Source organism: Kribbella voronezhensis (genome assembly GCF_004365175.1).
GTDB classification, from domain to species: domain Bacteria; phylum Actinomycetota; class Actinomycetes; order Propionibacteriales; family Kribbellaceae; genus Kribbella; species Kribbella voronezhensis.
The window spans coordinates 3,213,938-3,238,200 of the sequence record NZ_SOCE01000001.1; the positions used below are offsets into that span (position 1 = coordinate 3,213,938).

Sequence of the window (24,263 nt, forward strand, 5' to 3'; positions counted from 1 at the left end):
TATACGGCGTATAGGTAATTGCGTTGAATGATGTGCATGACCACGAAGGACCGGATTGTCGCCGCCGCCAGTTGGCTGCTCACCGAGAAAGGCGCCGACGGCGTCAGCATGCGCCGGGTCGCCGCCGCGGTGGGGATCACGCCGATGGCGATCTACCAGTACTTCCCGGACCGGGACGCCTTGCTGCACGAGGTGGCCGACGCCGCGTTCGCGGAACTGATGGCACGCTGGGCGGCGGAGCCGCGCAGTACGGCGGCGGACGCGCGGCTCCGGGAGATGCTCGTCGATCACGTCGACTTCGCGCTCGCGCAGCCGCGGCTCTACGCGTACATGTTCACCGAGCGACGCGACCAGGCCCGGCAGTTCCCGGCCGACTTCAAGGCCCGCAAGTCGCCAACCTTCACGCTGCTCGCCGACGCCGTCGCGGCCGGCGTGGAGCAGCAACTCTTCCGTGACGACGACATCTGGGAGTCCAGCCTGATGATCGCCGCCTTCCTGCACGGCTTGATCCAGCTCTACCACGGCGACCGGATCGGCATGCCCGCCGGCGATTTCCGCGCCCTCTGTCTGAGCCTGGGCGAAAGGATGATCGATGGACTTCGTCGCTGACCACCCCCGCCGGTACGCCGTACTGGCGATCCTGCTCACCGCCACAGCCCTGTACTTCGGGTCCGGGCTGACCACCATTCCCGCCCTCACCTGGCTTGCGCCCCTGCCCGTCTTCCTGCTGGCGCCGCACGTGAGCGGTCGCCTGGCAGCGTTGACCGCCTTCGCCGGCTGGTCACTCGGACTGGCGAACCTCTGGCGTTATCTCCTGCAGGACCTCGAGCTTCCACCGCCGACACTCAGCTTCCTGCTGCTCCTCGCCGGCGTCTTCACTGCAACCGTCCTGTTGTTTCGCGCCTTGGCAGTGCGACGCCGGTTCTTCCTTGCCGCGTTGGCGGGACCGGCTTGCTGGGCGGCCTGCGACTTCGTCGTCGCCACGGTGTCACCCCATGGGACGTTCACCAGCCTTGCTTACACCCAGGCCGAGGTACGGCCAGTCGTTCAGCTCGTTTCGCTGACCGGGCCCTGGGGAATCTCCTTCCTGCTCATGCTTCCCGCCGCCGCGCTGGCGATCCTCTTCGCACCCGGCATCCAGCGACGCGCCGTACTCCAGGTCTCGATCAGTCTCGCGATGGTTGCCCTAGGCACCATCGGGTACGGCGCCTGGCGGCTGAGCGACTCCCCGAGCGCCAACCCGCCGATCCGGATCGCTGTGGTGTCGGCCAACACCGACGACGACTCGAACTGGACGACGCCGGGAGGTCCTTCGATCCTGAGGAACTACACGCGCGCGATCAACGAGGCAGCTCGCCAAGGCGCTCAGGTCGTCCTCCTGCCGGAGAAGATCATCGACCTCCAGGCCTCGGCTCTCCCCGGCTTGTCGGCAACCTTCCAAAAGCTTGCCACAAGCAACAAAGTGACACTCGTCGTCGGCCTGACCGTCTTCGGCGACCAGGGCAACGACTACAACCGCGCACTGGTGTTCTCGCCGGCCGGCGGCGCACCCACGGCGTACGACAAACACCACCTGATCCCCGGGCTTGAGCCGTACGCCTCAGGTGATCAGCTCGGTCTGCTGGACGGTCCGGCCGGCGAGCGGTGGGGCGTGCTGATCTGCAAGGACCTGGACTTCCCTGCTCTTTCCCGCCAGTACGGCAAGGCGGACGTCGACCTGCTCCTGGTTCCCGCCCTCGACTTCGACAACGACGGCTGGCTGCACAGTCGGATGGCCCTGCTCCGCGGCGTCGAGAACGGCATCCCGATGGCCCGCGACGGCAGCAAAGGCCTCCTGACCTTGACCGACCAACACGGCCGCGTCGTCAGCGAACGACCCGCCGCCTCCAACCAGTCAGCCACTCTCATCGGCACCCTGACCCCAGGCATCGCGCAAACGCCGTACACCCGTCTGGGCGACTGGTTCGCCTACCTCTGCGTCCTCCTCACCGTGGGCTGCTGCTGGTCAGCGCGACCACGACGTCGACGTTCGAGCGGACATCCTCCCAGCGCCCTTTGAAGGCGCAGTACGCGATGGCGTCGAGCCCGATGTGGAGGAGGTACGCATGCAGGCGCTCCCGCAGGTTGACCGGGGCTGACCCGGAGGCGGTCCAGTGAGCCGACAGCTCGGACCTGATGTCGACGGCGGCCCACTCCGGGTACCACGGCCACCAGTAGATCAGCCACGCGGCGTCGTAGAGGCTGTCGCCGTACAACGCATTGCCCCAGTCCAGGACCGCAGAGACACCGCCGTCAGCGCAGAGCACGTTGCGGTTCAGCAGGTCGCCATGAATCAGCCGGCGTTCGTCAGGCAGGTAGGGCGCAAGTGCAGCAAGTGCGCTCAGCCCGGCCTCGACCGGCTCGATCCCGAACTCGGAGCGGGCCAGCGCCGCGCGCCACCCAGGAACCCGGTCCGTCTCTGTCCCGATCGCCAGCAACGCCTCGGCCCACGTCCCGTACGGCGCTCGCCCGTCCGGGCTCCATCCCCCGTAGCCCTCCGTCCCAACGAGCTCGACGCCGCCGATCTCGTCGAGCACGGTCAGCAAGCTCGGCAACAGCTGTGCCATCTCAGCGCCGGAAAGGTCGTCGAGAGCGATCCCGTGCGCGCGAGCGGAGACCGCATAGTGCCAGCCCTCGAACTCACCCCTGGCGAGGACTGTCGGCACCGGCAGGTCGGGAGCGGCAAGGCCGGCAACGACCTCGTCCTTGGCGAAGTCCGTTCCGTGCTTGCCGACCCGCACCACCACCTGTGCACCGTCGAGAGTCAGCTCGTACGCCTGCGACCACTCACCGGCTGCCAGCGGCTCGGGTTCGGTCGCTCGTACTCCGAAGGTCTCACGCACCAGCCGTTTCGCGAGTTCGAGCTGCGGGTCGACAGCGTCAGCAGACACAGCAGGATGCTAAAGCGCTACCGCCATTCTTCAACCGGTACGACGGTCTTGTTGCCGGTGGAACCCGCGCAGTGCGCGGCGGTCAGCACTAGCTGATTGGTGGACATCGCACCACCACATCCCATGGACAGCCTCACCATCCACGGAAACTCACCTAGCGCCGCGCGGGTTCCACCGACGACTCGGGGGCTCGGATCACCTTGGGCGGAGGTGGTCCGGGCACTCGCCGAGTGGGCCGGCACGATGACCAGGGCGGCGGTCATCGCACCCAAGAGGGCGGTCTTCACAGCAGCAGTCACAAGCCGGGGCAGACTCAGACGCATCGGGTGTCTCCTCATCGCCTCACGATGGAGTTGCACAGTTTGTACACCCTCCAGCACAGCCGGTGATGGCACTGGAGTGCGAGGGCACCGATGCGCCGGGATTGAGACCCAACCGAAACGGGGGTCGCTGACGGCAAAGAGAACTCACGCCAGAATTGGAACAGCAGCCCGGCGGCGCTCAGGTGGTCCGTCGCCGGGCTGCTGGACCTCAATTCTCGCTCACAACTGCGCAGAAATGGTGGCCAGATGGTGACACGGCACAAGAATGCTGACGGAACAACAATTATCGCTCGGTGCACCTGCCGGGATACGGACAGTGCTCACAAGGTGTTGCAGCCCGTCTTACCCTGGACTGGCGGTAGCCGCCAGTGACCGCAGTGGGGAGGGAGGGAAGAGCCATGAGCTCGACCGACACGGAGCGTGCCGACCACTTACGCGTGCTCGGCCTCAGCGACGACGAGATCCGGGTCTACCAGCATCTGCTCCGGACGGGACCGTCCTCGGTCACGGAGCTGGACGAGGCCGTGCCCGACCAGGCGGCCGGGATCGAGAGCACCCTGGGCGGACTGGTCACCGCCGGCCTGGCCCGGCGCTCCGGAACAGACCACTCGAGGTTCCTGCCGGTGCCACCCGACGCCGGTCTGGAGGCGCTCACCCTGCGCCGCGAGTCCGAGCTCAAGCAGGCCAGGATCGAGGTCCTGAACGCGTACGACGAGTTCCGCCGGACCGTGCACAACGAGTCCACCACCCACCTGATCGAAGTGGTCAGCGGTACGGCGATCGTCGAGCGGATCAACCAGATCAAGGGCAGTGCACAACGCGAGATCCTCGCCATCGACTCCCCGCCGTACTACCTCGGCGCGGGGCCGAACCAGATGGAGATCGAGCAGCTCAACCGCAACGTCGCGTACCGAGTGGTCTACTCGCCCGAGTCCGTCGAGGTGCCCGGCTACCTGACCGAGAACATCCTGCCCTGCGTGGAAGCCGGCGAACAGGCCCGCGTGCTGCCCGACGTACCGGCGAAGCTGACGATCATCGACGGCTCGATCGCGTTCGTGTCGATGTCGGTGCGCGACACCGACGTGAACCGGTCCCTGCTGATCATCCGGCCGAGCAGCCTGCTCACCGCGCTGATCGGCATGTTCGAGCTCTGCTGGCGTAACGCGCTGCCGTTGCACGCGTCCGTCGGCACCGAGGACGACCGGCTGGAACCGATCGAACGCCGGCTACTGGCCCTCCTGGCGACGGGCGCAGCAGACGACACGATCGCCCGCACGCTGGGTATCAGCCGCCGTACGTTCTTCCGTTACCTGGAGCGACTGATGAATCGCACCGGCGCGAGCACCCGCTTTCAATTGGCATTGCACGCGGCCCGGGAGAACTGGCTCTAAAAGAATGGGACCCCGGACAAATAGTCCGGGGTCCCAGCACATTTGTTCTTACTTGGCCGCGGTGAATTCCTTGGCGACGACCTCGGCGATCTGAGCGGTGTTCAGTGCGGCACCCTTGCGCAGGTTGTCACCGCAGACGAACAACTCCAGCGCCTGCGGGTCGTCCAGCGACTTGCGGATCCGGCCGACCCAGGTCGGATCGGTGCCGACGACGTCGGCCGGCGTCGGGAACTCGGCCTCGGCGGGGTTGTCGAACACGAGTACGCCGGGCGCGTCCCGTAGTACCTCGCGGGCCTCTTCCACGTCGACCTCGCGGCCGAACCGGGCGTGCACCGACAGCGAGTGCGTCGTGATCACCGGGACCCGCACGCAGGTCGCCGACACCTTCAGCTCCGGCAGGTTCAGGATCTTGCGGGACTCGTTGCGAACCTTGAGCTCCTCCGACGACCAGCCGTCGTCCTTGAGCGAACCGGCCCACGGTACGACGTTCATCGCCAGCGGCGCCGGGAACGGCCCGAGCGCGTTGCCGATCACCCGGCGTACGTCGCCAGGCGTCGTCCCCAGTTCGCGATTGCCGGCCACCTTCATCAGCTGGTCGTAGAGCGCGTCGATGCCTTCCTGACCGGCACCCGAGGCCGCCTGGTACGACGCGACGATCAGCTGCTCGAGCTCGTACCGGTGGTGCAGCGCGCCCATCGCGACGATCATCGACAGCGTCGTGCAGTTCGGGTTCGAGATGATGCCCTTCGGCCGGTTGCGGGCCGCCTCGGCGTTCACCTCGGGCACCACCAGCGGGACGTCCGGGTCCATCCGGAACGCGCCGGAGTTGTCCACCACGACCGCCCCCTTGGCCGCCGCGATCGGCGCCCAGTGCAGCGACACCTCGTCCGGTACGTCGAACATCGCCACGTCGACGCCGTCGAAGGCGTCCGCGCTGATCGCGACCACTTCGACTTCCTCGCCGCGCACCTTGAGCCGTTTGCCTGCCGAGCGCTCCGACGCGATCAGACGGATCTCACCCCAGACGTTCTCCCGGGTGGAGAGCAGGGTGAGCATCACCGTGCCGACGGCTCCGGTCGCGCCGACCACCGCCAGCGTAGGGAGTCCCGTGCGGTCCTCGGTCCGATCCAGCGTTGCGCTCACAGGGGTCACCGTCCTGTTCCTCCGTAGACGACAGCTTGGGTGTGCTCGTCGTCCAGGTCGAATGCGGTGTGCGCCGCGGTCACGGCGGCGTCCACCAGGTTCTCGTCCACTACCACCGAGATCCGGATCTCCGAGGTGGAGATCATCTCGATGTTCACACCGGCGTCGGCCAGGGCGGAGAAGAACTTCGCCGAGACACCGGGGTGCGAACGCATCCCGACGCCGATCACCGACACCTTGCCGATCTGGTCGTCGTACAGCAGTTGCTCGTAGCCGACCTCGTCCTTCATCCGGGCCAGCGCGGACATCGCCCGGGCGCCGTCGGCGCGGGGCAGCGTGAAGGAGATGTCGGTCCGGTTGGTGGCGACCGCCGAGACGTTCTGCACGATCATGTCGATGTTGGTCTCGGCATTGGCGACCGTCTCGAAGATCCGGGCCGCCTCACCCGGCTTGTCGGGCACGCCGACCACGGTGATCTTGGCCTCGCCACGGTCGTGGGCCACGCCGGAGATGATCGCCTGTTCCATGTTCTGAATATCCTTCGCATCGACGACCCAGGTGCCTTCCTTCTGGGAGAAGGACGAGCGCACGTGGACGGGGACGTTGTAGCGGCGCGCGTACTCCACGCACCGCAGGTGCAGGACTTTCGCACCGCAGGCAGCCATCTCGAGCATCTCCTCGTAGGAGATCTTCGGGATCTGCTTGGCGGCCGGCACGATCCGCGGATCCGCGGTGAAGATGCCGTCCACGTCGGTGTAGATCTCGCAGTAGTCCGCCTCCAGCGCCGCCGCCAGCGCGACCGCGGTGGTGTCGGACGCGCCGCGACCCATCGTGGTGATGTCCTTGGTGTCCTGCGCGACGCCCTGGAAGCCGGCCACGATCGCGACGTGGCCCTCGGCGAGCGCGTCCTCGATCCGGCCCGGCGTGATGTCGATGATCCGCGCGTTCCCGTGCGCCGCGGTGGTGATCACACCGGCCTGCGAGCCGGTGAACGACCGCGCTTCGTAGCCGAGGTTCGCGATCGCCATCGCCAGCAGCGCGGCGGAGATCCGCTCACCCGAGGTGAGCAGCATGTCCAGTTCGCGCGGTGGCGGCAGCGGGGAGACCTGCTTGGCCAGATCCATCAGTTCGTCGGTGGTGTCGCCCATGGCGGAGATGACCACCACCACGTCGTTCCCGGCCTTCTTCGTCGCGACGATCCGTTGGGCCACGCGCTTGATGCAATCGGCGTCAGCGACCGAAGAACCGCCGTACTTGTGCACGACGCGTCCCACAGAGCAGCTCCTCATAGCTTGAATCCCCAGCGGCAACACTGGTTGCGGTACGCCGTGCCGCGCTGCACAAGACGTAGTCGTTCGGGGTCATTCTAGCCGTGAACGCGCGGTTGTCTGCGGGCTGACCAGCACCTGGTCGGTCCCGGGCAGACCACTTGTTCATATAAGTGAAGACTGAAATAGTGAGGTCATGCACGCCTTCGACATCCTCGGCGACCCGGTCCGCCGCCGGATCCTGGAACTGCTGGCCGACTCCGAACTCCCGGCCGGCAGCATCGCGAGCACGATCGGGACCGAGTTCGGCATCAGTCAGCCCGCCGTCTCGCAGCACTTGCGCGTACTGCGTGACAACGGTTTCGCCACCGTCACCGTCGACGGCACCCGCCGCCTGTACGCCGTCGCGCCCGGCCCGCTGCAGGAGATCGACGCGTGGCTGGACCGCTACCGCAAGTTCTGGACGAACCGCCTGGACGCCCTCGACACCGAGCTGCGCCGAGGCCGCCGGGCCGCTCCGAAGGACGCTTGAAGCCGCCCCAAGAAAGTTTTCGCGCAGAATGTCGATCTGCCGGTCGACCGGTCGACGCAGCGGTGAAGGCAACCAGCCGACACCGATGAGGAGACCACCATGAGGAAGATCGTCGCCAGCCTGTTCATCTCACTGGACGGAGTGGTGGAGGCGCCGGAGACCTGGCACTTCCCGTACTTCAACGACGAGATGGGCGCTGTCGTCGGCTCGCTGTCCGAGACCGCGGACGCCATGCTGCTGGGTCGCAAGACCTATCAGATGTTCGCGGGCTACTGGCCGAACGTCGGCCCGGACGAAGAGATGGCCGCACAGATGAACGAGACGCCGAAACTGGTCGTCTCGACCACGCTGGACAAGGTCGACGAGTGGCAGAACTCGACGCTGCTGCAGGGCGACCCGTTCGAAGCCCTGACCGCACTGAAGAACGAACCGGGCAAGAACCTGAACGTGGTCGGCAGCATCACGCTGGTGCGTTCACTGCTCCGTGCGAAGGTGCTGGACGAGCTGCAGCTGCTCGTCCACCCGATCGCCGTCGGACACGGCCAGCGGCTGTTCGACGAGGGCGAGACCCAGCCACTCGAGCTGGTCTCGAGCACCACGTTCAGCACCGGCGTACTGCACACCGTCTACCGCCCGGCCTGACCACTCAGGTCGCGACCGCTGCCGCCGCCTCGGGGACCGATTCCTCCGAGGCGGGGCGGTTGGGCGGGATGCGGATCAGGGTGATGGCGGCCAGGAAGGTCAGGACGCCGGCGAGCACCCAGACATACTCGACGCCGAGCGACTCGACGACCTGCCCGGCGACCGAGGATCCGATCGCGCCGCCGACCATCCCGGCACTCACCATCCAGCCGAAGACCTCCGTACGCACCGAATCCGGCGTGAGCGCGCCGAGCCGCTCGTACAGAGCACCGACGGTCGGCGCCAGCACGCAACCAGCAAGCAGCAGGCCGATGCCGAGAGTCACAGAGGAACGGGTGGCGAAGACGCACGACAGCATGCCTAGCGACACGAGCAGTGCCCGCCGCCAGACGTACGAGTCGCGCTTGCCCGGCAGGGCACCCATCACGAGTCCGCCGAGCAGGCTGCCGATCGCCCAGACGGTCTCCAGGACACCGGCGATCAACCGGTTGCCATGGTCGTCGGCGAACGCCACGATCCCCAGCGAGACCGACGCGAACGAGGTGACCGACAGCCCGAACGCGAGGATCAGTGGCAGGCGGTGCCGATGCCACAGCAGCTGCGGAGCTGTCAGCCGCGCACCTGTCGACTCGTCATGGGCCAGCGCCGGCGGCTGACGCAGTCCGAACCACCAGATCGACCCCGCCGCCAACAGAGCAGCAGCCAGTACTCCGGCGCGCGGGCTGAAGAAGCTGACCGTCACCGCGCCCAGCATCGGCCCGACAGAGAAGAGCACCTCCTGCGCAGTCGCATCCAGCGCGTACACCGTGCGCAGCTGCGACCCTTTGACGAGTCGTGGCCATGCAGCTCGGCAAGTAGCCGTCACGGGCGACACAACGACCCCTGCGATTCCGGAGACCACCGGCATCAGCTTGTACCAGTCGGAGGGCAGCAGTGCGAGCACAGCCATCGCCACGCCCCAGGCGACCCCGGTGCCGATGACAACCCACCGGCCGCCTCGCCGGTCGGCCAGCCTCGACCAGATCGGCCCGCCGACCGCCATACCGATCGAGTAGGAACCCGCGACGACGCCCGCCCAGCCGAAGTTGCCGGCGGCGTCCTTGGCCAGGAAGGAGACCGGGATCAGCGCCGCCATCACGGGGAGCCTCGCCAGCAGCGCCGCGCCCATCAAGGTCACGACAGGCCGGTTCCTCCACAGCAGGCGGTACATCGACAGGTCCATAGCTCGCATTCTGTCCTGTCACACGGACAGTGCGCCTCAGCATTTCTCCCTAGTCGCGGCACTGGTGATCACTAGTGAGACGACTGTGATTATGCGAACATATGTTCGTGTCGTCGGGCCTGGAGGCGGATATCCTGCATGCCGACCTGGACGCGTTCTACGCGTCGGTCGAGCAGCGCGACGACCCGCGCCTGCGCGGCCGGCCCGTGATCGTCGGCGCCGGGGTCGTGCTCGCCTGCAGCTACGAGGCGAAGGCCTACGGCGTCCGTACGGCGATGAACGGCGGCCAGGCGCTCCGCCGATGCCCCGGCGCCATCGTGGTCCCGCCGCGCATGTCGGCGTACTCCGAGGCCAGCAAGGCTGTCTTCAAGGTGTTCGAGGACACCACGCCATTGGTGGAGGGGCTGTCGATCGACGAGGCGTTCCTCGATGTCGGCGGGCTGCGCAAGATCTCCGGCGCCCCGATCGACATCGCGCGGCGGCTGCGCGCCGAAGTACTGGCTCGCGTCGGCCTGCCGATCACGGTCGGCGTGGCCCGGACGAAGTTCCTCGCGAAGGTGGCCAGTGGCGTCGCGAAGCCGGACGGGTTGCTGGTGGTGCCGCCGGACGAGGAACTGGAGTTCCTGCATCCGTTGGCGGTCGAGCGGCTGTGGGGCGTCGGCGAGGTGACCGCGGAGAAGTTGCGCAACCGAGGGCTGCGGACGGTCGGCGACGTGGCGATCCTGCCCGAGGCGGCGTTGATCGCGATGCTCGGCCGGGCCTCCGGGCGGCACCTGCACGCACTGGCACACAACCGGGATCCGCGCCCGATCGAAGTCGGCCGCCGACGGCGCTCGATCGGCTCCCAACGCGCGCTCGGGCGATCGCCCAAGTCCGCGGAGACGCTGGACGCCGTGCTGGCCGGGCTGGTGGATCGGGTCACCCGGCGGATGCGGTCGGCCGAGCGGGCCGGGCGGACGGTCACCCTGCGGTTGCGGTTCGACGACTTCAGCCGGGCGACCCGGTCGCATACGTTGCCGCAGGCAACTGGTCAGACGCGGGCGATCCTGGTCACCGCGCGCTCGCTGATGGCGGCGGCCCGGCCGATGATCGAGAAACAAGGCATCACGATGGTCGGCATCTCGGTCGGCAACCTGGAGAACGAGAAGACCGTGCAACTCGCACTGCCTTTTGACAAGGCCGCCAACGACGAACTGGACTCGGCCCTGGACGGCGTACGGGACAAGTTCGGCTCCAATGCCATCACTCGGGGCACCCTGTTGGGGCGTGATCAAGGGCTCGCCGTACCGATGCTTCCGGACTGAGTTTCCCTTTGTTTTCAAGGGGTTCTGGACTAGAGTGACTCAGTGGAGAGCCGAGATCTGCGACTGCTGCCGAAGGCCGAGCTTCATCTGCATCTGCTGGGGGCACTGCGAGCGACGACGATGGCGGAGCTGGCCGCCGCTGAAGGGATTTCGGTGCGGGATCCGCGGCTCTTTGCGGACTTCGACGAGTTCCAGCAGTGCTTCCAGGACGCCTTCCGGCTGACCGCGGCGCGCCCGGAGAACCTCCGCCGGATGGTCCGCGAGGTGATCGCGGACGCCGCGGCCGACGGCGTGGTCTGGGTCCAGCCGCACTTCGACCCGTTCTTCTACACACCGCTCGGCAGCCCGGACCAGGTGATGGAGATGGTGCTGGACGAGGCCGCCTCGGCCAGCCGCGAGTACGGCGTGGGCTTCGGGCTGACCATGGCAACCTCGCGGCACGCCGAGCCTGAGGTCGCCGAAGAGCGTGCGCGGTTCGCAGCACGCTATGCGGGCCGTGGTGTTCACGCGCTGGGGTTGACCGGCAACGACACCGTCGCACCGGCCGCTGTCTTCGCGAACGCCTTCAAGATCGCGCGCGACGCCGGGCTGACGGCTGCGCCGCACGCGGGTGAGCTGGCCGGGCCGGAAAGCGTGCGGGCCGTCGTCGAGGAGCTGGGCGCCACCCGGGTCGCGCACGGCATCCGAGCCGCCGAAGACCCCGCAGTACTGGCGTTTCTGGTGGAGCGGGAGGCCACGCTCGACGTGTGTCTGACCTCGAATGTCCTCCTCGGCGTGACTGCGTCGATCGAGTCGCATCCGCTGCCGACTCTGTTGGCGGCCGGTGTGCGTTGCTCACTCGGCGCCGACGATCCACTGATGTTCGACAAGGGCCTGTACGACGAGTACTCGCTGGCCCGGACCGAGCTCGGGCTGTCCGACGAGCAGCTGGCCGCAATCGCGCGGACCTCGCTGGAGACCAGCGACGCTCCTGCCGACCTGGTGGCGACCGGGCTGGCCGGCATCACTGACTGGCTGCGGGCGGATGACCAGCTGGTTCAGGAGCGCGGGTAGCCGATCTCGGCGATCTCTTCGGTGAGGTCGGCGAGGCGTCGTTCGGGGTTGAGCGAGGTCACGACGTACTCGCTCAACGGCATCAGCGCGTAGACGTACCGGACTGCTTCGAGATCGAGCGCGCGCTCGTAGTAGTCCTCCGCGAACGTGAGGTAGGCCTCCGGGCGCGAGTCCATCACGAGGTCGAAGAGATCCTCCGCCCCGTCGTCGCTGACGTTCTTCACCGGCCCACAGGACCACTCGGCGTCGTCGGTCCGGCGCCAGAAGCACGTCGTCACCAGCCGCCGCCCGTCCTCGTCGGCGAACGCCGGTTCGTCCATCGCCTGGTGGAACTCCGCCGGCAAGCCGTCGAACATGCCCGGCCAGGTATGCCCGAACTCGTTCCGGTAGGGCGACATCGACGACTCGTGCTCGAACCCGCGCGCGTAAACACCGTCGGGCGAGAAGACGATCGAGTACGCGTCGCCGGACCCGTTGTTCATCAGGGCCGCCTCTTCCGTCTCCGACCAGCGCGCGTCGAACACGTAGTACCGGCTCTGGGGATCCTCACACAACACCAGATCCAGCACCGCCAACGCCCGGCTGACCCGCCGGACGGTGGCGATGTCCGGCAACTGCCGGATCAGGTCGTGAACAGACACAGCCCGCTGCTCAGCGGCGCTGAACGACTTCTTCGGCTACCTCGACCAACTCGCGGTCCGTGGCCTCGGTCTCGGCGTCGTGGGCCGGCTCGAGGCGATCGTGCGCGATCAGGGACTGGATGGCCCGCAGTACCGCGCTGGCCGCGGCGCCCCAGGTCGACACGTACGAGAACTGCCACCACCACAGCGCCTCGACGACCCGGCCGGCTTCGTAGTGCGCGAGGCCGTGCACGAGGTCCGTGGCGATCGCGGTCAGATCGTCGGAGAGCCGGTTAATGGTGATCTCGGGCGGTGCGGCGTACGGGTCGAAGACCTCGGCGTACTCGTCGAGACCCTCGAACAAGATCGCCAGCCGGTCGCGCATCGCGTCCAGATCCGGGTCCGGACCGGCGTCGCTCTCGAACCGCTCCTCGGGTACGAAGTCCTCGAACGCCCCCAGCCGGCCGCCGGCGAGCAGCAACTGGCTCACCTCGAGCAGCAGGTACGGCAGCGAGGCGAGGCCCTCGTCGACGCCGTCCTCGTCCGGCTGCGCCGCGATGTCGCGCACCGAGATCAGGAAGCTCTGCACCTGATCGGCGATCTGTTCGGCGAACTCGGTCAGGTCCTCCGAGTCGGTGGCCAGAGCAATCTCAGCAATATCGGTTGATTCAGTCATCGATCGATCGTCGCCCTTCAAACGCCCGTCCGAGTGTGACCTCGTCGGCGTACTCGAGGTCACCGCCTACTGGAAGTCCACTAGCCAAACGGGTGACGCGCAACCCCATGGGCCGGAGCAACCGGCTCAGGTAGGTCGCTGTCGCCTCACCCTCCAAGTTCGGATCCGTGGCCAGGATGATCTCGGTCACCTCACCGCTGGCGAGCCGCTGCATCAGTTCCCTGATCCGCAACTCGTCCGGTCCGATCCCCTCGATCGGCGAGATCGCACCGCCGAGGACGTGATAGCGGCCGCGGAACTCGCGGGTCCGCTCGATCGCCACGACGTCCTTGGCCTCCTCGACCACGCAGATCAGCGCGAGGTCGCGACGCGGGTCGCGGCAGATCCGGCACAGCGTCTCCTCCGAGACGTTGCCGCAGATCTCACAGAACTTGACCTTCTCCTTCACCTGCACCAGCACGTGCGCGAGCCGGCGTACGTCGGTCTCGTCGGCGGCCAGCAGGTGGAACGCGATCCGCTGCGCGGACTTCGGGCCGACGCCGGGGAGCCGGCCGAGCTCGTCGATCAGGTCCTGGACGGCTCCTTCGTACACGTCAGCCCGGGTTCTGACCGGGCTCGCCCGGACGGGTGAACCCGAGCGGACCGCCGGTGCCGCTGGTGCCGCCCTGCGACGGACCGTCGTCGAGACCCGGCAGGCCACCGCCGAGACCGGGCAGGCCACCGCCGCCGAGACCGCCGGCCAGCGGGCCCATCGCCCGGGCCGCGACCTCCTTGGCGTTCTCCGAGGCGTCCCGGACCGCGGCGACGATCAGGTCGGCCAGCGTCTCGGTGTCGTCCTTGTCGACCGCCTGGGGGTTGATCGTCAGGCTGAGCAGCTCACCGGTGCCGGACACCAGCGCGGTCACCAGGCCGCCACCGGCGGTGCCCTCGACCTCCTGGTTCTCCAGGTTGGCCTGAGCTTCCATCAGCTGGCTCTGCATCGCCTGCGCCTGGGCGAGCAACTCGGACATGTCGAAGCCCCCGCCGCCCTGCGCCCCGCCACCGTCGAACACCGCGATCTCCCTGCTTTCGGTTGACCCGAGCCTATCCGGTCCCGCGGACAACCCCGGCGCGAGCCATCGTACCCGCGGAAACCGATGAGTCTCCCAAGCCTTCTCCACAGGTTGTGGACACCTTTATCCACAACCTGTGCACAACCCCATCTCCCTCAGCGGCCGCCCCTACCCCCACAAGCCCACAGCCCATCCCCACCCCCTGTGGACGACGACCTTCTCCGACCGGCCAGCTCCCCGCGACCTGTCCCCGGGCTTCCCCGACCCCCGCCAGCTCCCCGCGTCCCCTCCCCGGCTTCCCCGACCAGCCCTACGTGATGGAGCTTGGGTCAGTTGGGTTCTTCGGTGATGATCTGGGCGCCGAGGGCATCGCGGAGGAGGTCCGTGTGACTGCGCGAGTCTTCTTCGAGGACGACGTCGTCCTCACCGATCGCCTCGGCTTCTTCCTCAGGGGTGAGCGGCGCCTCGTCCATCGGCCGGGCGGCCGCGCGGCTTGCCAGCTCAGCGGCTACGGCTGCTTCAGCCGCTCGGCGCTTGCTTGCGGCCTGTTCGCGGCGGGTATCCGGAGATTCAGGCGTGGCAGACGGCGCCGGCGGCCCACCCGCCTGCTGACCAGCCTGTACTACGGCAGCATCGCCCGCCCGATCCTCTACTGCCACCCCGCCCCGCGGACCGTCGTACTGATCAGCTCCGGCACCACCCGCCTGGCTCCCGAGCTCGCCGGCCGCCTGCCGCTCACCTGCCGACTGCCCCTGAGGTGCGCCGCCCACGACATCCTGCGACCGACCAGAGGACCCGTTCTGCGGTACGCCGACCGCTCCGTCCCCAGATCCGCCGAGGCCCACCGCGGTTCCCCCAGGTGCGCCATACTGCCCACCCGACACCTGACCCGCCGACCCACCGGCTACACCTGACGCCTGGCCGCCTGGCCCACCGGCAGCACCCGACGCCTGACCGGCCGACCCACCGACCACACCTGACGCCTGGCCGCCTGGCCCACCGGCAGCACCTGACGCCTGGCTCGCTGACCCACCGGCAGCACCCGACGCCTGGCTCGCCGATCCACCGGCTGCACCTGACACCTGGTGGGCCGGCACGCCTGAGGCGCGATTGGGGGCGCCCCCAGGCGCTTGGTTCCCCGAGGCGCCCGCGGCGGGGTTCGCGACGCCGCCAGGCGTTTGGTTGCCGGAGGCACCCGCGGCGGGGTTCGGGGCGCCGCCTGGAGTTTGGCTCGCAGGATCGCCTGCCGGGTAGCCGGAGCCGTCGCCGGCTGATCCACCGTGACCTGCAGCTCCGTGGGTGTCGGGCGCTTGGCCGGTCGGTCCGTCGGCGCCTTGATCAGAACCGGGCGATGAGTAGCCGCCTGCCGAGGAGTGCGCTTGGGGCGCGCTCGGCGGTTGATACTGACCGCCGGACGCGGGTGGAGAGTCCCAGGAAGACGGGCTGCTCGGTGGACCGGGAGGCGGTGAAGCCGGGGAACCGCCGCCTGGATCGGCGGACGGGTCGACGACCGCTTCGACGCGGCGGGTCAGGCCGATGGTGTCGATCATCGCCTGCCGGAGGATCTCGTCGCTTCCGGAGCGGGCGAAGCTCTCCCGCGCCCCGGCGTTGACCAGACCGAGCGTCAACGTCTGTTCGTCGATCGCGATGACCTGGGCGTTCTGGCTGAGCATGATCCAGGCGAACCGCCGCTTGCTCTTCACCGCTTCGAGAATCTCCGGCCACAACCGCCGGACATCAGCAAGCCCGACCGACCCCGACGACGCAGGTACGGCGGCCGCCGCCGGAGCCGCCGCCTGGGCAGCAGGACTCGACGCAACGGGAGCAGCCGGAACAGTCGAAGCCGCCGCCGCAGCATGCCCAGTAGCCTGCTGCGCCGCAGCCGACTCATCCGGCCAAGCCCCCGACCGCCCACGGTCCGCACCGACTGAGGGGGTTTCGCCTGTGCCATCCGCAGGCTCGCCGCCCCCAGCGGTCCCAGCGATCGAAGATCGGCTATCGGGACCGGTAGCCTCCGCCCTGCCTGCCCGCTGCCCCCCGTCCGCCGTCTGACCACTCGCAGTGGACCGACCGCCGTTCGTCTCCTGATCGCCGGCCGCCTCACGACCGCTTGGCTGGGGAACGGCTTGGCTGGAGGCCGCCGGGTTCGCGGCTGGTGCCTGGACCGGCGCGTCGGCGTTGCTCCCAGGGCTGGCTAGTGGCTGCGTCGGCTGAGCAGCTACCGGCGGCGCGGCTGCTGCATGTGCCACCGGCGCCGGAGCGCCCGTAGTACCGGCTGAGGCTGGAGCGCCCGTAGTACCGGTTGGGGGTACGCCGATGGTGAGGCGGCGTTCCATTCGGTCCAGGCGGGCCTGGATACCGTTGGTGGAGTCGTCGGCGCCGGGGAGCAGGACCTTGGCGCAGATCAGTTCGAGTTGGAGGCGCGGTGCTGTGGCGCCACGCATCTCCAGCAAACCGGCGGCGACGATGTCGGCGGCGCGGGTCAGTTCGGCCGGGCCGATCCCGGCTGCCTGGGTCTGCAGTCGCTCGCCCTGGTCCTCCGCCGCCTCGATCAGTCCGGACGCCACGGCGTTCGGTACTGCGGACAGGATCACCAGGTCACGGAGTCGCCGGAGCAGATCCTCGGCGAAGCGCTTCGGGTCCTGACCGGTCTCGATCACCTTCTCGATGGTCTCGAAAACAGCCCGGCTGTCATGCGCCGCGAACCCGTCCACGCAGGCATCCAGCAGCGAATCCGGCGTGAAGCCGAGCAACTGGACCGCGAGCCGGTAGGTGACGCCCTCCGCGTCGGCACCACCGATCAACTGGTCGAGCACGCTCAGCGAGTCCCGCACGGATCCGGCACCGGCGCGAACCACCAGCGGCAGCGCGGCCGGCTCGATCGTCACGCCCTCGGCCGTGCACAGCGTCGCCATGTAATCCGCCAGCGCCTTCGGCGGCACCAGGCGGAACGGATAGTGGTGCGTCCGGGACCGGATCGTCCCGATCACCTTGTCCGGCTCGGTGGTGGCGAAGATGAACTTGAGGTGCGGCGGTGGCTCCTCGACCAGCTTGAGCAGGGCGTTGAAGCCCTGCGTGGTCACCATGTGCGCCTCGTCGATGATGTAGATCTTGTAGCGGCTCTCGACCGGTGCGAAGAACGCCCGCTCGCGCAGGTCGCGCGCGTCGTCGACACCACCGTGCGACGCGGCGTCGATCTCGATCACGTCGATGCTGCCGGGGCCGCCGCGGGCCAGGTCGGTGCAGGACTTGCAGACGCCGCACGGCTCGGCGATCGGGCCCTTCTCGCAGTTGATCGCGCGGGCCAGGATCCGGGCGCTGGTGGTCTTGCCGCAGCCGCGCGGGCCGGAGAAGAGGTAGGCGTGGTTCACCCGGTTGTTGCTCAGAGCGTTCCGCAGGGGAACGGTGACATGGTCCTGCCCGATCACCTCGGAGAACGTCTCCGGGCGGTATCGGCGGTACAACGCTAGGGGTGCTTCCACGACCGCAACCCTAGCGCCGCCCACGGACAAATCGTGCCGAGGCCGTCACGACCCCGGGGCGAGCGGATCCCCGGCCAGGATCAGGGCAGCTGGCCGGGTTCCTCGAGGAGGCCGCGGAGGTAGTTGCCGTAACCCGACTTGGCCAGCGCGTCGGCACGTTGCAGCAGGCCGGCGTCGTCGATGAAGCCGCGGCGCCAGGCGATCTCCTCGGGGCAGCTGATCTTCTGCCCCTGCCGCACCTCGACGGCCCGGACGAACTCACCGGCCGACATCAGCGAGTCGAACGTCCCGGTGTCCAGCCACGCCGTACCGCGCGGAAGCACCTCGACCTGGAGCCGGTTCGCCTTCAGGTACACGTCGTTGATCGACGAGATCTCCAGCTCGCCCCGGGCCGAGGGCTTGATGTCCTTGGCGATCTCGATGACGTCGCTGGAGTAGAAGTACAGCCCCGGTACGGCGTAGTTGCTCTTCGGCTCGGCCGGCTTCTCCTCGATACTGAGCGCGCGTCCTTCCGCGTCGAACTCGACCACGCCGTACGCGCTCGGGTCGGCGACCCGGTACGCGAACACGACTCCGCCGTCGACCTCGTTGAACGTCTGCAGCCGGAGACCGAGCCCAGGGCCGTAGAAGATGTTGTCGCCCAGAGCCAGCGCGACCGGCTCGGAGCCGATGAAGGACTCACCGATCAGGAAGGCCTGCGCGAGTCCGTCCGGGCTCGGCTGAACGGCGTACGAGATGCTCATCCCGAACTGCGACCCGTCGCCGAGCAGACGCTGGAACTGCGCGGCGTCGTCCGGGGTGGTGATGACGAGCACCTCGCGGATGTTCGCCAGCATCAGGGTGGACAGCGGGTAGTAGATCATCGGCTTGTCGTACACCGGCAGCAACTGCTTGCTGGCCGCCATCGTGAGCGGATGCAGTCTGGTGCCGGAACCGCCGGCCAGGATGATGCCTCGCATGCGAACGCACCCTACCGATATCCGGCGGTCAGGCCACATCAGCCCAGGTGATAGTCCGCGAACCGGGTCCGCAGATCTTTCTTCGAGAACTTGCCCACCGACGTCTTCGGCACCTCCTCGATGAACTCCACCGCGTCCGGTAGCCACCACTTGGCGACCAGCGGCTCGAGGTACGCCAGGATCTCCTCCGACGTCGCCGTCGCCCCTTCCACCAGTACTACGCACGCCAGCGGCCGCTCGTCCCACTTGGGATGCGGTACGCCGATGACCGCCGCCTCCTTGATGGCGGGGTGACCCATCAGCAGGTTCTCCAGTTCCACCGAGCTGATCCACTCGCCGCCGGACTTGACCAGATCCTTGGTCCGGTCGACCAGCCGCACCGATCCGAACTTGTCGATCGCCGCCACGTCGCCGGTCTTCATCCAGCCGTCCTCGGTGTTCAGCTCGACCCCGTCGTCCGGCCGGTAGTACTCCGCGGCGATCCACGGCCCGCGGACCTGCAGCTCACCGGTCGCCTCGTCGTTCCACGGCAGCGGCGTGATCGACCCTGGCTCGACGATCCGGACCTCCACGCCGGGCAGGGGAAGGCCCTGCCGCGCCCTGAGATCTGCCTTCTCGTCCTCAGGCAGATCCGCATAGCGAGCCGGCACATGCGCTGCTGTGGCGACCGGACTCGTCTCGGTCATGCCCCACGCCTGCAGGATCGGCCTCCCCAGCTTCTCCCGGAACGCCTCGGACAACGCCTTCGGTACCGCGGAACCGCCGCACGGGATCCGCCGGAGTTTCGGCAACTCGACCCCGTCGAGCAGCGGAAGCAACCCTTGCCAGATCGTCGGCACCCCGGCCGCCAGCGTGACCTCGCGCTCCTGCAGAAGCTTCAGGATGCCCGCCGGGGACATGTCCGGTCCGGGGAACACCAGGCTTGCCCCGGCCATCGGCGCCGCGTGGGCCAGACCCCAGGCGTTCGCGTGGAACATCGGCACCACCGGCATCACCGTGTCGGTCTCGGTCAGCCCGATCCCGGCATTGGTGAGCACCCCGATCGAGTGCAGCCAGGTGGACCGGTGGGAGTAGACGACACCCTTCGGGTTCCCCGTCGTACCGCTCGTGTAGCACATGGCCGCAGCCTGGTTCTCGTCCTCGACGTGGAAATCGACCGGCGCGGCAGCCGCGAGGAGCTCCTCGTAGTCGTGGAACCGGTCGTCCGCCGGCACCTCCACCCCGGCGGCGCCGGGCGGCAGGTCGTCCATCACCACGACGTGCCGGACGAGCGGCAGCCGTTCGAGCAGCGGCAGGAAGAGGCCGAGCAGCGACCGGTCGACGAAGACCACCTCGTCCTCGGCGTGGTTCGCGATGTAGACGACCTGGTCGGGGAACAGCCTGATGTTCAGGGTGTGCAGGACCCGCCCGGTGCACGGCGCCGCGAAGTACAGCTCGAGGTGGCGGCCCGAGTTCCAGGCGAAGGTGCCGACGCGTCCGTCCGCGCTGATACCCAGCGTGTCGAGCACCCCGCCGAGGCGTCTGGTGCGCTCGGCCCATTCGGCGTACGTCGTGAGGGTGGGCGCGGGCCCGCCCGTATAGACCGTCTTGTCCGGGTAGTACTCCTCGGCCCGGCGGAAGATGGTGTCCAGGGACAGCTGGTAGTCCTGCATCAGACCCTTCATGGACCCACAATGCCAGTCCCGGTGTCAGGTTGGCCATGACCGCGTTGTACACCGTGTCTGCACTCAACCCGCCCTGAATCGGCCCTCGTTGCCTCCAACCTCCTTCCACTAATAATTGACACGACATACGTGTCGTGTAATCTATTTCTCATGAAGGCGGCAGAAGAGCTTCGGTACTTGGTGCTGGCGATCCAGCGCGAGGGCAACCGGCTGCTTGCTGCCGAGCTCAAACCGCTCGGGATCACACCATCACAAGCCGAAGTCCTCCGTGTTCTTCGTGATCACGGGCCGCTGACGCTCAACGCCCTCGGCGACCTGCTGGTGTGCGAGACCGGCAACAGTCCCAGCCGGCTCGTCGACCGCCTGGTCGCCCGCGGACTGGTCCAGCGAGACATCGACCGGGTGGATCGTCGGTATCTCGCGTTGAGCCTGACCCGGCAAGGCAGAGCTATGTGCCGCCGGATCGTCGCAGCTGAAGACGTTCTGCACAGAACCATCGACCGACTCGTCCGAGGCCGGCAGGCCGAGGTGACCCTCCAAACGCTGCGAGCTGTCGCCGGCGCCTTTCCGGCCGGCGAAGCACTGGCCCGCCGGCGCGCTGTCGCATAGGAGAAAACAGCCATGGAAGAAGCCGTTTCCCACATCCCCGCCGACCCGGCCGCGATTCGTCATGCGCTGCTGGACGCGCTCTCCCTGCCGGAGTGGAACGAAGCGTTCCTCGCGATCGACGGCCCGGCCGATGCTGCCGTCGGTGTTCGCTACGTACTGCGGGTGAGGCCGGGGCTGACCGGGCATCTCGAGTACACGGTGATCCAGGCGGATCGGATCGACTTCACCTGGCAGGTCCCTGGTTTCCACGAGACCAGCAGTTGGGTCCTGGGCCCGGACGGCACGGTCACGCATTCGTTCGAGCAATCCGGCCCACTGGCCGCAGTACTGCGTCCCGCCTACCGCGGCATCGCTGCCGTCCGGCTCGACCGCCTGGCGAACCGGGTCGCCCAACTGAGCCGGGCCGCCTGACCGCAGAAGCCCGGACCAGTGAAGGTCTGCCGGGACCATGACTCGGACCGCCAGCGCTCATCGATCGCCTCTTGGCCTGCCTTCTGTCGACCTCCGACCGACAGAGGGACGGCCGGGCTCGGCTGATGAGCGTCGGCGGTCCGCTTCCGCTGTCTTGTCAGCCGAAGTGGGCGCCGGGCTTGCGGTAGCCGCGGAGGAGGTCGCGGGAGATGATCAGCCGCTGCATCTCGTCGGTGCCTTCGAAGATCCGCCAGAGCCGGACCTCGCGGAACCACCGCTCGATCGGCAACTCCTTGGTGTAGCCCATCCCGCCATGGATCTGCAGCACCCGGTCCGCCACCCGGTTCACGGTGTTGGTGCCGTAGAGCTTGGCGATCGCGCTGTCGTGCTGGGGATGGCGCCCCTGGTCGACCGTCCACGCGGCGTACAGGACGAGCCAGCGAGCCGCCTCGAGTTCGACCTCGGAGTCGGCGATCATCCACTGGATCGCCTGGTTGTCGCCGATCGCGCTGCCGAAGGTCTGCCGGGTGGTCGCGTGCTCGATCGCCAACTGCAACAGGCGTTCGCAGGCGCCGATCCCACGTGCCGGGATGATGAACCGGCCCTTCATGATCCAGCGCATCGCCAGTTCGTACCCCTGTCCGACCTCGCCGAGCACATGGTCGCCAGGGACCCGCACGTCGTCGAAGTTCAGCGTCGCCGGGACGGCCTGGCCCATCGTGACGATCGGGTCGGAGGTCCAGCCGCGGTCCCGATCGACCAGGAACGCCGTGAAGCCGCCCTTCGACCCCTTGTCGGCATCCGTGACCGCGATGACGATCGCGAAGTCGGCCTCGTTCCCGCCGGTGATGAAGGTCTTCTCGCCCCGGATCACCCAGTCGTCGCCGTCACGGCGGGCCGTCGTACGGATGGCGCGGGTGTCCGAGCCGGCACCCGGTTCGGTGATCGCGAAACAGGACTTCCGCTCACCGGAGATCGTCGGCAGCAGGTACTCCTTGCGCTGCTCCTCGTTGCTCTCGAAGAGGATGTTGTCCGCCTCGCCGCCGAACGAGAACGGCACGAACGTCCGGCCCAGCTCGCTGGTGATCAGCGCCTGGTCGACGGCCGACAGGTCCATCCCGCCGTACTCCTCGGGCGTACTCAATCCCCAGAATCCGAACGACTTCGCCTTCAGCCGCAGATCCCGGATCTGCTCGGGTTCGACACCCGGCAGCCCCTCCCGCTCGCGCCGGAGCACCTCGTTCTCCAGCGGCATCAGCTCGCGGCGGACGAACTCCCGCGTCGTCTCCCGAATCGCCTGCTGTTCCTCACTGAGCGAGAAGTCGACCATCAGCGCTCCAAACAGTTGGGTACCAGTCACCCTAGGCCGATTTACTCTTCGGTACATGCTCCTGGAGATTCGCGGGACCCGCCTGTACGTCGACCGTCGCGGCACCACCGGTTCGCCGCCGTTGCTGTTCCTGCACGGCGGACCGGGCTCCGGCTCGTACGACTTCCTGTCCTTCCAGGGCGACCGGTTGGCCGCGAAGCTGGACCTGGTCGCCGTCGACCAACGCGGGGTCCAGCACTCCGATCCGCTCGAAGGGCCGGTTACCGAGGACGACCTGATCGCAGATTTCGAGGCACTCCGGTCAGCCCTCGGCATCGAGCGGTGGTCGATCCTGGGTCACTCGTACGGCGGCCGGCTGGCGCTGCGGTACGCGGCGACGCATCCCGAAACAGTCAGCAAGGTGATCTTCGAGAATCCGCCGTGGGACATGGTGCTGGCCACCAGGACGCTGGTCCTCGGTGCCCTTCCGCTGCTGCGGGAACTCGGGCTGGACGACGGCGTGGACGACCTGCTCGCGTACGACGGCCCGGCGACGGCTGAGATGTGGGACCAGCGCATCGGCGTACTGCAGCGGCTCGGCGACCGCCGGATGGAGCTCTACCTCAGCCCGGACGCGCGCGATCTGGTGCTGCCGGCGGACGACCTGCCGGCCGAGATTCAGAGCCGGGCCGGCCGGTTCGCGACCGAGATCACCCGTACGCCGGGCTTCTCGGAGTCGCTGCTGCCCTATCTCGAGCGACTGACCCAGCCCGCGTTGCTGATCAAGGGCGAACTGGACCCGGTCACCAGCCCGGAGGAGATCGCGCTCTTCCAGTCCAAGGTCCCGAACGGCACCTACCGGAATTTCAAGGGTGTCGGTCACTTCGTGCACGGGGAGGTCCCGGCGGAGTACGCCGAGCTGGTGACGTCCTTCGTCGCCGGTTAATCGGCTGCTTGCTTCCGTCCCGTTTGGCACAATCCGGACCGACCGGAAAGGCGGGCCGATGACAACGCAGGTGATCGTGCTGAACGGTGGTTCCAGCTCGGGCAAGACGGGGATCAGCCGGTGTCTGCAGGCGATCCTGCCGCAGCCCTGGATCAGCCTGAGCGTGGACGACCTCGTCGACGCGCTGCCGACGTCCGTACTCGAGGGGACCTCCGGCATCACCTTCGGCGAGCAGGGAGAGGTCGCGGTCGGCGCGGGGTTTCGTGAGATCGAGAGCGCCTGGATGATCGGCATCGCGGCGATGGCGCGAGCCGGGGCGCGGATCATCCTCGACGACGTGTTCCTCAGCGGCGGCGAGTCGCAGGATCGGGTCCGGCGGCAACTCGAAGGTCTCGAAGTGCTGTGGGTAGGCGTCCGCTGCGACGCCGAGATCGCAGCCGGCCGCGAAATCGCCCGCGGCGACCGCACCGGCGGCATGGCGGCCCAGCAGGCGGACGTCGTCCACGAGGGCGTCACCTACAACCTCGAGGTGGACACCGCCAAGGCCGAGTCCCTCACCTGCGCCCGAACGATCGCCACCCACGTCACCTGACAACCGCGTGTGCCGGCAGCACCGCGCCCAGCGCACGAGCGACCACGTGCGGCGGTAGCACCGCGCCCAGCGCACGAGCGACCGCGGGGGTGAGCGCAGCGGCGGACCCGGCGTACTGGCGTACCGGCGTACCGG

At 68.1% G+C, this 24,263-nt stretch carries 23 protein-coding genes and 1 pseudogene; 11 read left to right on the forward strand and 13 right to left on the reverse strand.

Going from position 1 to position 24,263, the window contains the following annotated elements; all coding sequences use genetic code 11:
* Positions 1-36: 36 nt before the first annotated feature.
* Both EV138_RS14650 and EV138_RS14655 read left to right on the forward strand, forming a co-directional pair.
* A complete protein-coding gene (locus EV138_RS14650) occupies positions 37-609 on the forward strand; it encodes a TetR/AcrR family transcriptional regulator (protein ID WP_166678594.1) in 573 nt (190 codons plus the stop codon).
* A complete protein-coding gene (locus EV138_RS14655) occupies positions 593-2,059 on the forward strand; it encodes an apolipoprotein N-acyltransferase (RefSeq protein ID WP_133979498.1) in 1,467 nt (488 codons plus the stop codon). The genes EV138_RS14650 and EV138_RS14655 overlap by 17 nt, the downstream gene beginning before the upstream one ends.
* Here the strand turns inward: EV138_RS14655 and EV138_RS14660 are convergent.
* Positions 1,986-2,930, reverse strand: coding sequence for a phosphotransferase family protein (locus EV138_RS14660; protein ID WP_133979499.1), 945 nt, complete (start codon positions 2,928-2,930; stop codon positions 1,986-1,988). The two genes, EV138_RS14655 and EV138_RS14660, sit on opposite strands and share 74 nt — an antisense overlap.
* Before the next feature lie 17 nt (positions 2,931-2,947).
* Positions 2,948-3,253 (reverse strand): trypsin-like serine protease, encoded by a 306-nt coding sequence (locus tag EV138_RS37995; RefSeq protein WP_238158143.1) that lies wholly within the window; start codon positions 3,251-3,253, stop codon positions 2,948-2,950.
* 398 nt (positions 3,254-3,651) lie between these two features.
* Here EV138_RS37995 and EV138_RS14670 point away from each other — a divergent pair, with 398 nt between their 5' ends.
* Positions 3,652-4,644 (forward strand): helix-turn-helix domain-containing protein, encoded by a 993-nt coding sequence (locus EV138_RS14670; RefSeq protein WP_133979500.1) that lies wholly within the window; start codon positions 3,652-3,654, stop codon positions 4,642-4,644.
* 48 nt (positions 4,645-4,692) lie between these two features.
* On the opposite strand, the gene EV138_RS14675 is transcribed toward EV138_RS14670, so the two are convergent.
* Both EV138_RS14675 and EV138_RS14680 read right to left on the reverse strand, forming a co-directional pair.
* A complete protein-coding gene (locus tag EV138_RS14675) occupies positions 4,693-5,796 on the reverse strand; it encodes an aspartate-semialdehyde dehydrogenase (protein WP_133979501.1) in 1,104 nt (367 codons plus the stop codon).
* A complete protein-coding gene (locus EV138_RS14680; RefSeq protein ID WP_133979502.1) occupies positions 5,793-7,061 on the reverse strand; it encodes an aspartate kinase in 1,269 nt (422 codons plus the stop codon). Before EV138_RS14680 ends, EV138_RS14675 begins: the two co-directional genes overlap by 4 nt.
* Before the next feature lie 190 nt (positions 7,062-7,251).
* Between EV138_RS14680 and EV138_RS14685 the strand changes: the two genes are divergently transcribed.
* Together EV138_RS14685 and EV138_RS14690 are read left to right on the forward strand one after the other, a co-directional pair.
* Positions 7,252-7,587 carry an ArsR/SmtB family transcription factor gene (locus EV138_RS14685; RefSeq protein ID WP_133979503.1) on the forward strand — a complete coding sequence of 112 codons (336 nt, stop codon included), beginning with the start codon at positions 7,252-7,254 and terminating at the stop codon, positions 7,585-7,587.
* Positions 7,588-7,686: 99 nt separating this feature from the next.
* A complete protein-coding gene (locus EV138_RS14690) occupies positions 7,687-8,229 on the forward strand; it encodes a dihydrofolate reductase family protein (protein WP_133979504.1) in 543 nt (180 codons plus the stop codon).
* Between the two features lie 4 nt (positions 8,230-8,233).
* Here EV138_RS14690 and EV138_RS14695 read toward each other — a convergent pair whose 3' ends face one another.
* Entirely contained in the window at positions 8,234-9,451 is a 1,218-nt protein-coding gene (locus tag EV138_RS14695) for an MFS transporter (protein WP_238158144.1), read from the reverse strand.
* Positions 9,452-9,552: 101 nt separating this feature from the next.
* Here EV138_RS14695 and dinB point away from each other — a divergent pair, with 101 nt between their 5' ends.
* The gene (dinB, locus tag EV138_RS14700) at positions 9,553-10,755 is read left to right on the forward strand and encodes a DNA polymerase IV (protein WP_133979506.1); all 1,203 of its coding nucleotides are present in this window, start codon (positions 9,553-9,555) and stop codon (positions 10,753-10,755) included.
* A 42-nt stretch (positions 10,756-10,797) separates the two neighbouring features.
* Positions 10,798-11,808: an adenosine deaminase gene (add, locus tag EV138_RS14705; protein WP_133979507.1), complete on the forward strand. Its 1,011-nt coding sequence runs from the start codon at positions 10,798-10,800 to the stop codon at positions 11,806-11,808.
* On the opposite strand, the gene EV138_RS14710 is transcribed toward add, so the two are convergent.
* The 7 genes and pseudogenes from EV138_RS14710 to EV138_RS14740 all read right to left on the reverse strand — a co-directional run bounded on the left by EV138_RS14710 (position 11,793) and on the right by EV138_RS14740 (position 20,261).
* Positions 11,793-12,449, reverse strand: coding sequence for a hypothetical protein (locus EV138_RS14710; RefSeq protein WP_133979508.1), 657 nt, complete (start codon positions 12,447-12,449; stop codon positions 11,793-11,795). The genes add and EV138_RS14710 overlap by 16 nt on opposite strands.
* Positions 12,450-12,459: 10 nt before the next feature.
* Positions 12,460-13,104 (reverse strand): DUF5063 domain-containing protein, encoded by a 645-nt coding sequence (locus EV138_RS14715; protein ID WP_112241637.1) that lies wholly within the window; start codon positions 13,102-13,104, stop codon positions 12,460-12,462.
* Positions 13,097-13,696, reverse strand: a complete 600-nt coding sequence (gene recR, locus EV138_RS14720; protein WP_112241639.1) for a recombination mediator RecR — start codon at positions 13,694-13,696, stop codon at positions 13,097-13,099. The genes EV138_RS14715 and recR overlap by 8 nt, the downstream gene beginning before the upstream one ends.
* Positions 13,697-13,829: 133 nt before the next feature.
* Positions 13,830-14,114, reverse strand: a pseudogene (locus tag EV138_RS38660) (YbaB/EbfC family nucleoid-associated protein); the annotation flags it as partial.
* A 371-nt stretch (positions 14,115-14,485) separates the two neighbouring features.
* Positions 14,486-17,668: a DNA polymerase III subunit gamma and tau gene (locus EV138_RS14730; protein WP_439648985.1), complete on the reverse strand. Its 3,183-nt coding sequence runs from the start codon at positions 17,666-17,668 to the stop codon at positions 14,486-14,488.
* Positions 17,669-17,718: 50 nt separating this feature from the next.
* Positions 17,719-18,597, reverse strand: a complete 879-nt coding sequence (gene rfbA, locus EV138_RS14735; protein WP_112241643.1) for a glucose-1-phosphate thymidylyltransferase RfbA — start codon at positions 18,595-18,597, stop codon at positions 17,719-17,721.
* Positions 18,598-18,635: 38 nt separating this feature from the next.
* Positions 18,636-20,261, reverse strand: a complete 1,626-nt coding sequence (locus EV138_RS14740; protein WP_166678595.1) for a long-chain fatty acid--CoA ligase — start codon at positions 20,259-20,261, stop codon at positions 18,636-18,638.
* Positions 20,262-20,411: 150 nt separating this feature from the next.
* Between EV138_RS14740 and EV138_RS14745 the strand changes: the two genes are divergently transcribed.
* Positions 20,412-20,870, forward strand: coding sequence for a MarR family winged helix-turn-helix transcriptional regulator (locus EV138_RS14745; RefSeq protein ID WP_133979511.1), 459 nt, complete (start codon positions 20,412-20,414; stop codon positions 20,868-20,870).
* A 12-nt stretch (positions 20,871-20,882) separates the two neighbouring features.
* A complete protein-coding gene (locus EV138_RS14750) occupies positions 20,883-21,281 on the forward strand; it encodes an SRPBCC family protein (RefSeq protein WP_133979512.1) in 399 nt (132 codons plus the stop codon).
* A gap of 157 nt (positions 21,282-21,438) precedes the next feature.
* Here the strand turns inward: EV138_RS14750 and EV138_RS14755 are convergent, their stop codons facing one another.
* Positions 21,439-22,611 carry an acyl-CoA dehydrogenase family protein gene (locus EV138_RS14755; RefSeq protein WP_133979513.1) on the reverse strand — a complete coding sequence of 391 codons (1,173 nt, stop codon included), beginning with the start codon at positions 22,609-22,611 and terminating at the stop codon, positions 21,439-21,441.
* Positions 22,612-22,666: 55 nt separating this feature from the next.
* On the opposite strand from EV138_RS14755, the gene EV138_RS14760 reads away from it, so the two are divergent.
* Together EV138_RS14760 and cpt are read left to right on the forward strand one after the other, a co-directional pair.
* Positions 22,667-23,536 carry an alpha/beta fold hydrolase gene (locus EV138_RS14760; RefSeq protein ID WP_133979514.1) on the forward strand — a complete coding sequence of 290 codons (870 nt, stop codon included), beginning with the start codon at positions 22,667-22,669 and terminating at the stop codon, positions 23,534-23,536.
* A 58-nt stretch (positions 23,537-23,594) separates the two neighbouring features.
* Complete coding sequence (gene cpt / locus EV138_RS14765; protein WP_202866719.1) at positions 23,595-24,128, forward strand: chloramphenicol phosphotransferase CPT; 534 nt, start codon at positions 23,595-23,597, stop codon at positions 24,126-24,128.
* Positions 24,129-24,263 lie beyond the last annotated feature (135 nt).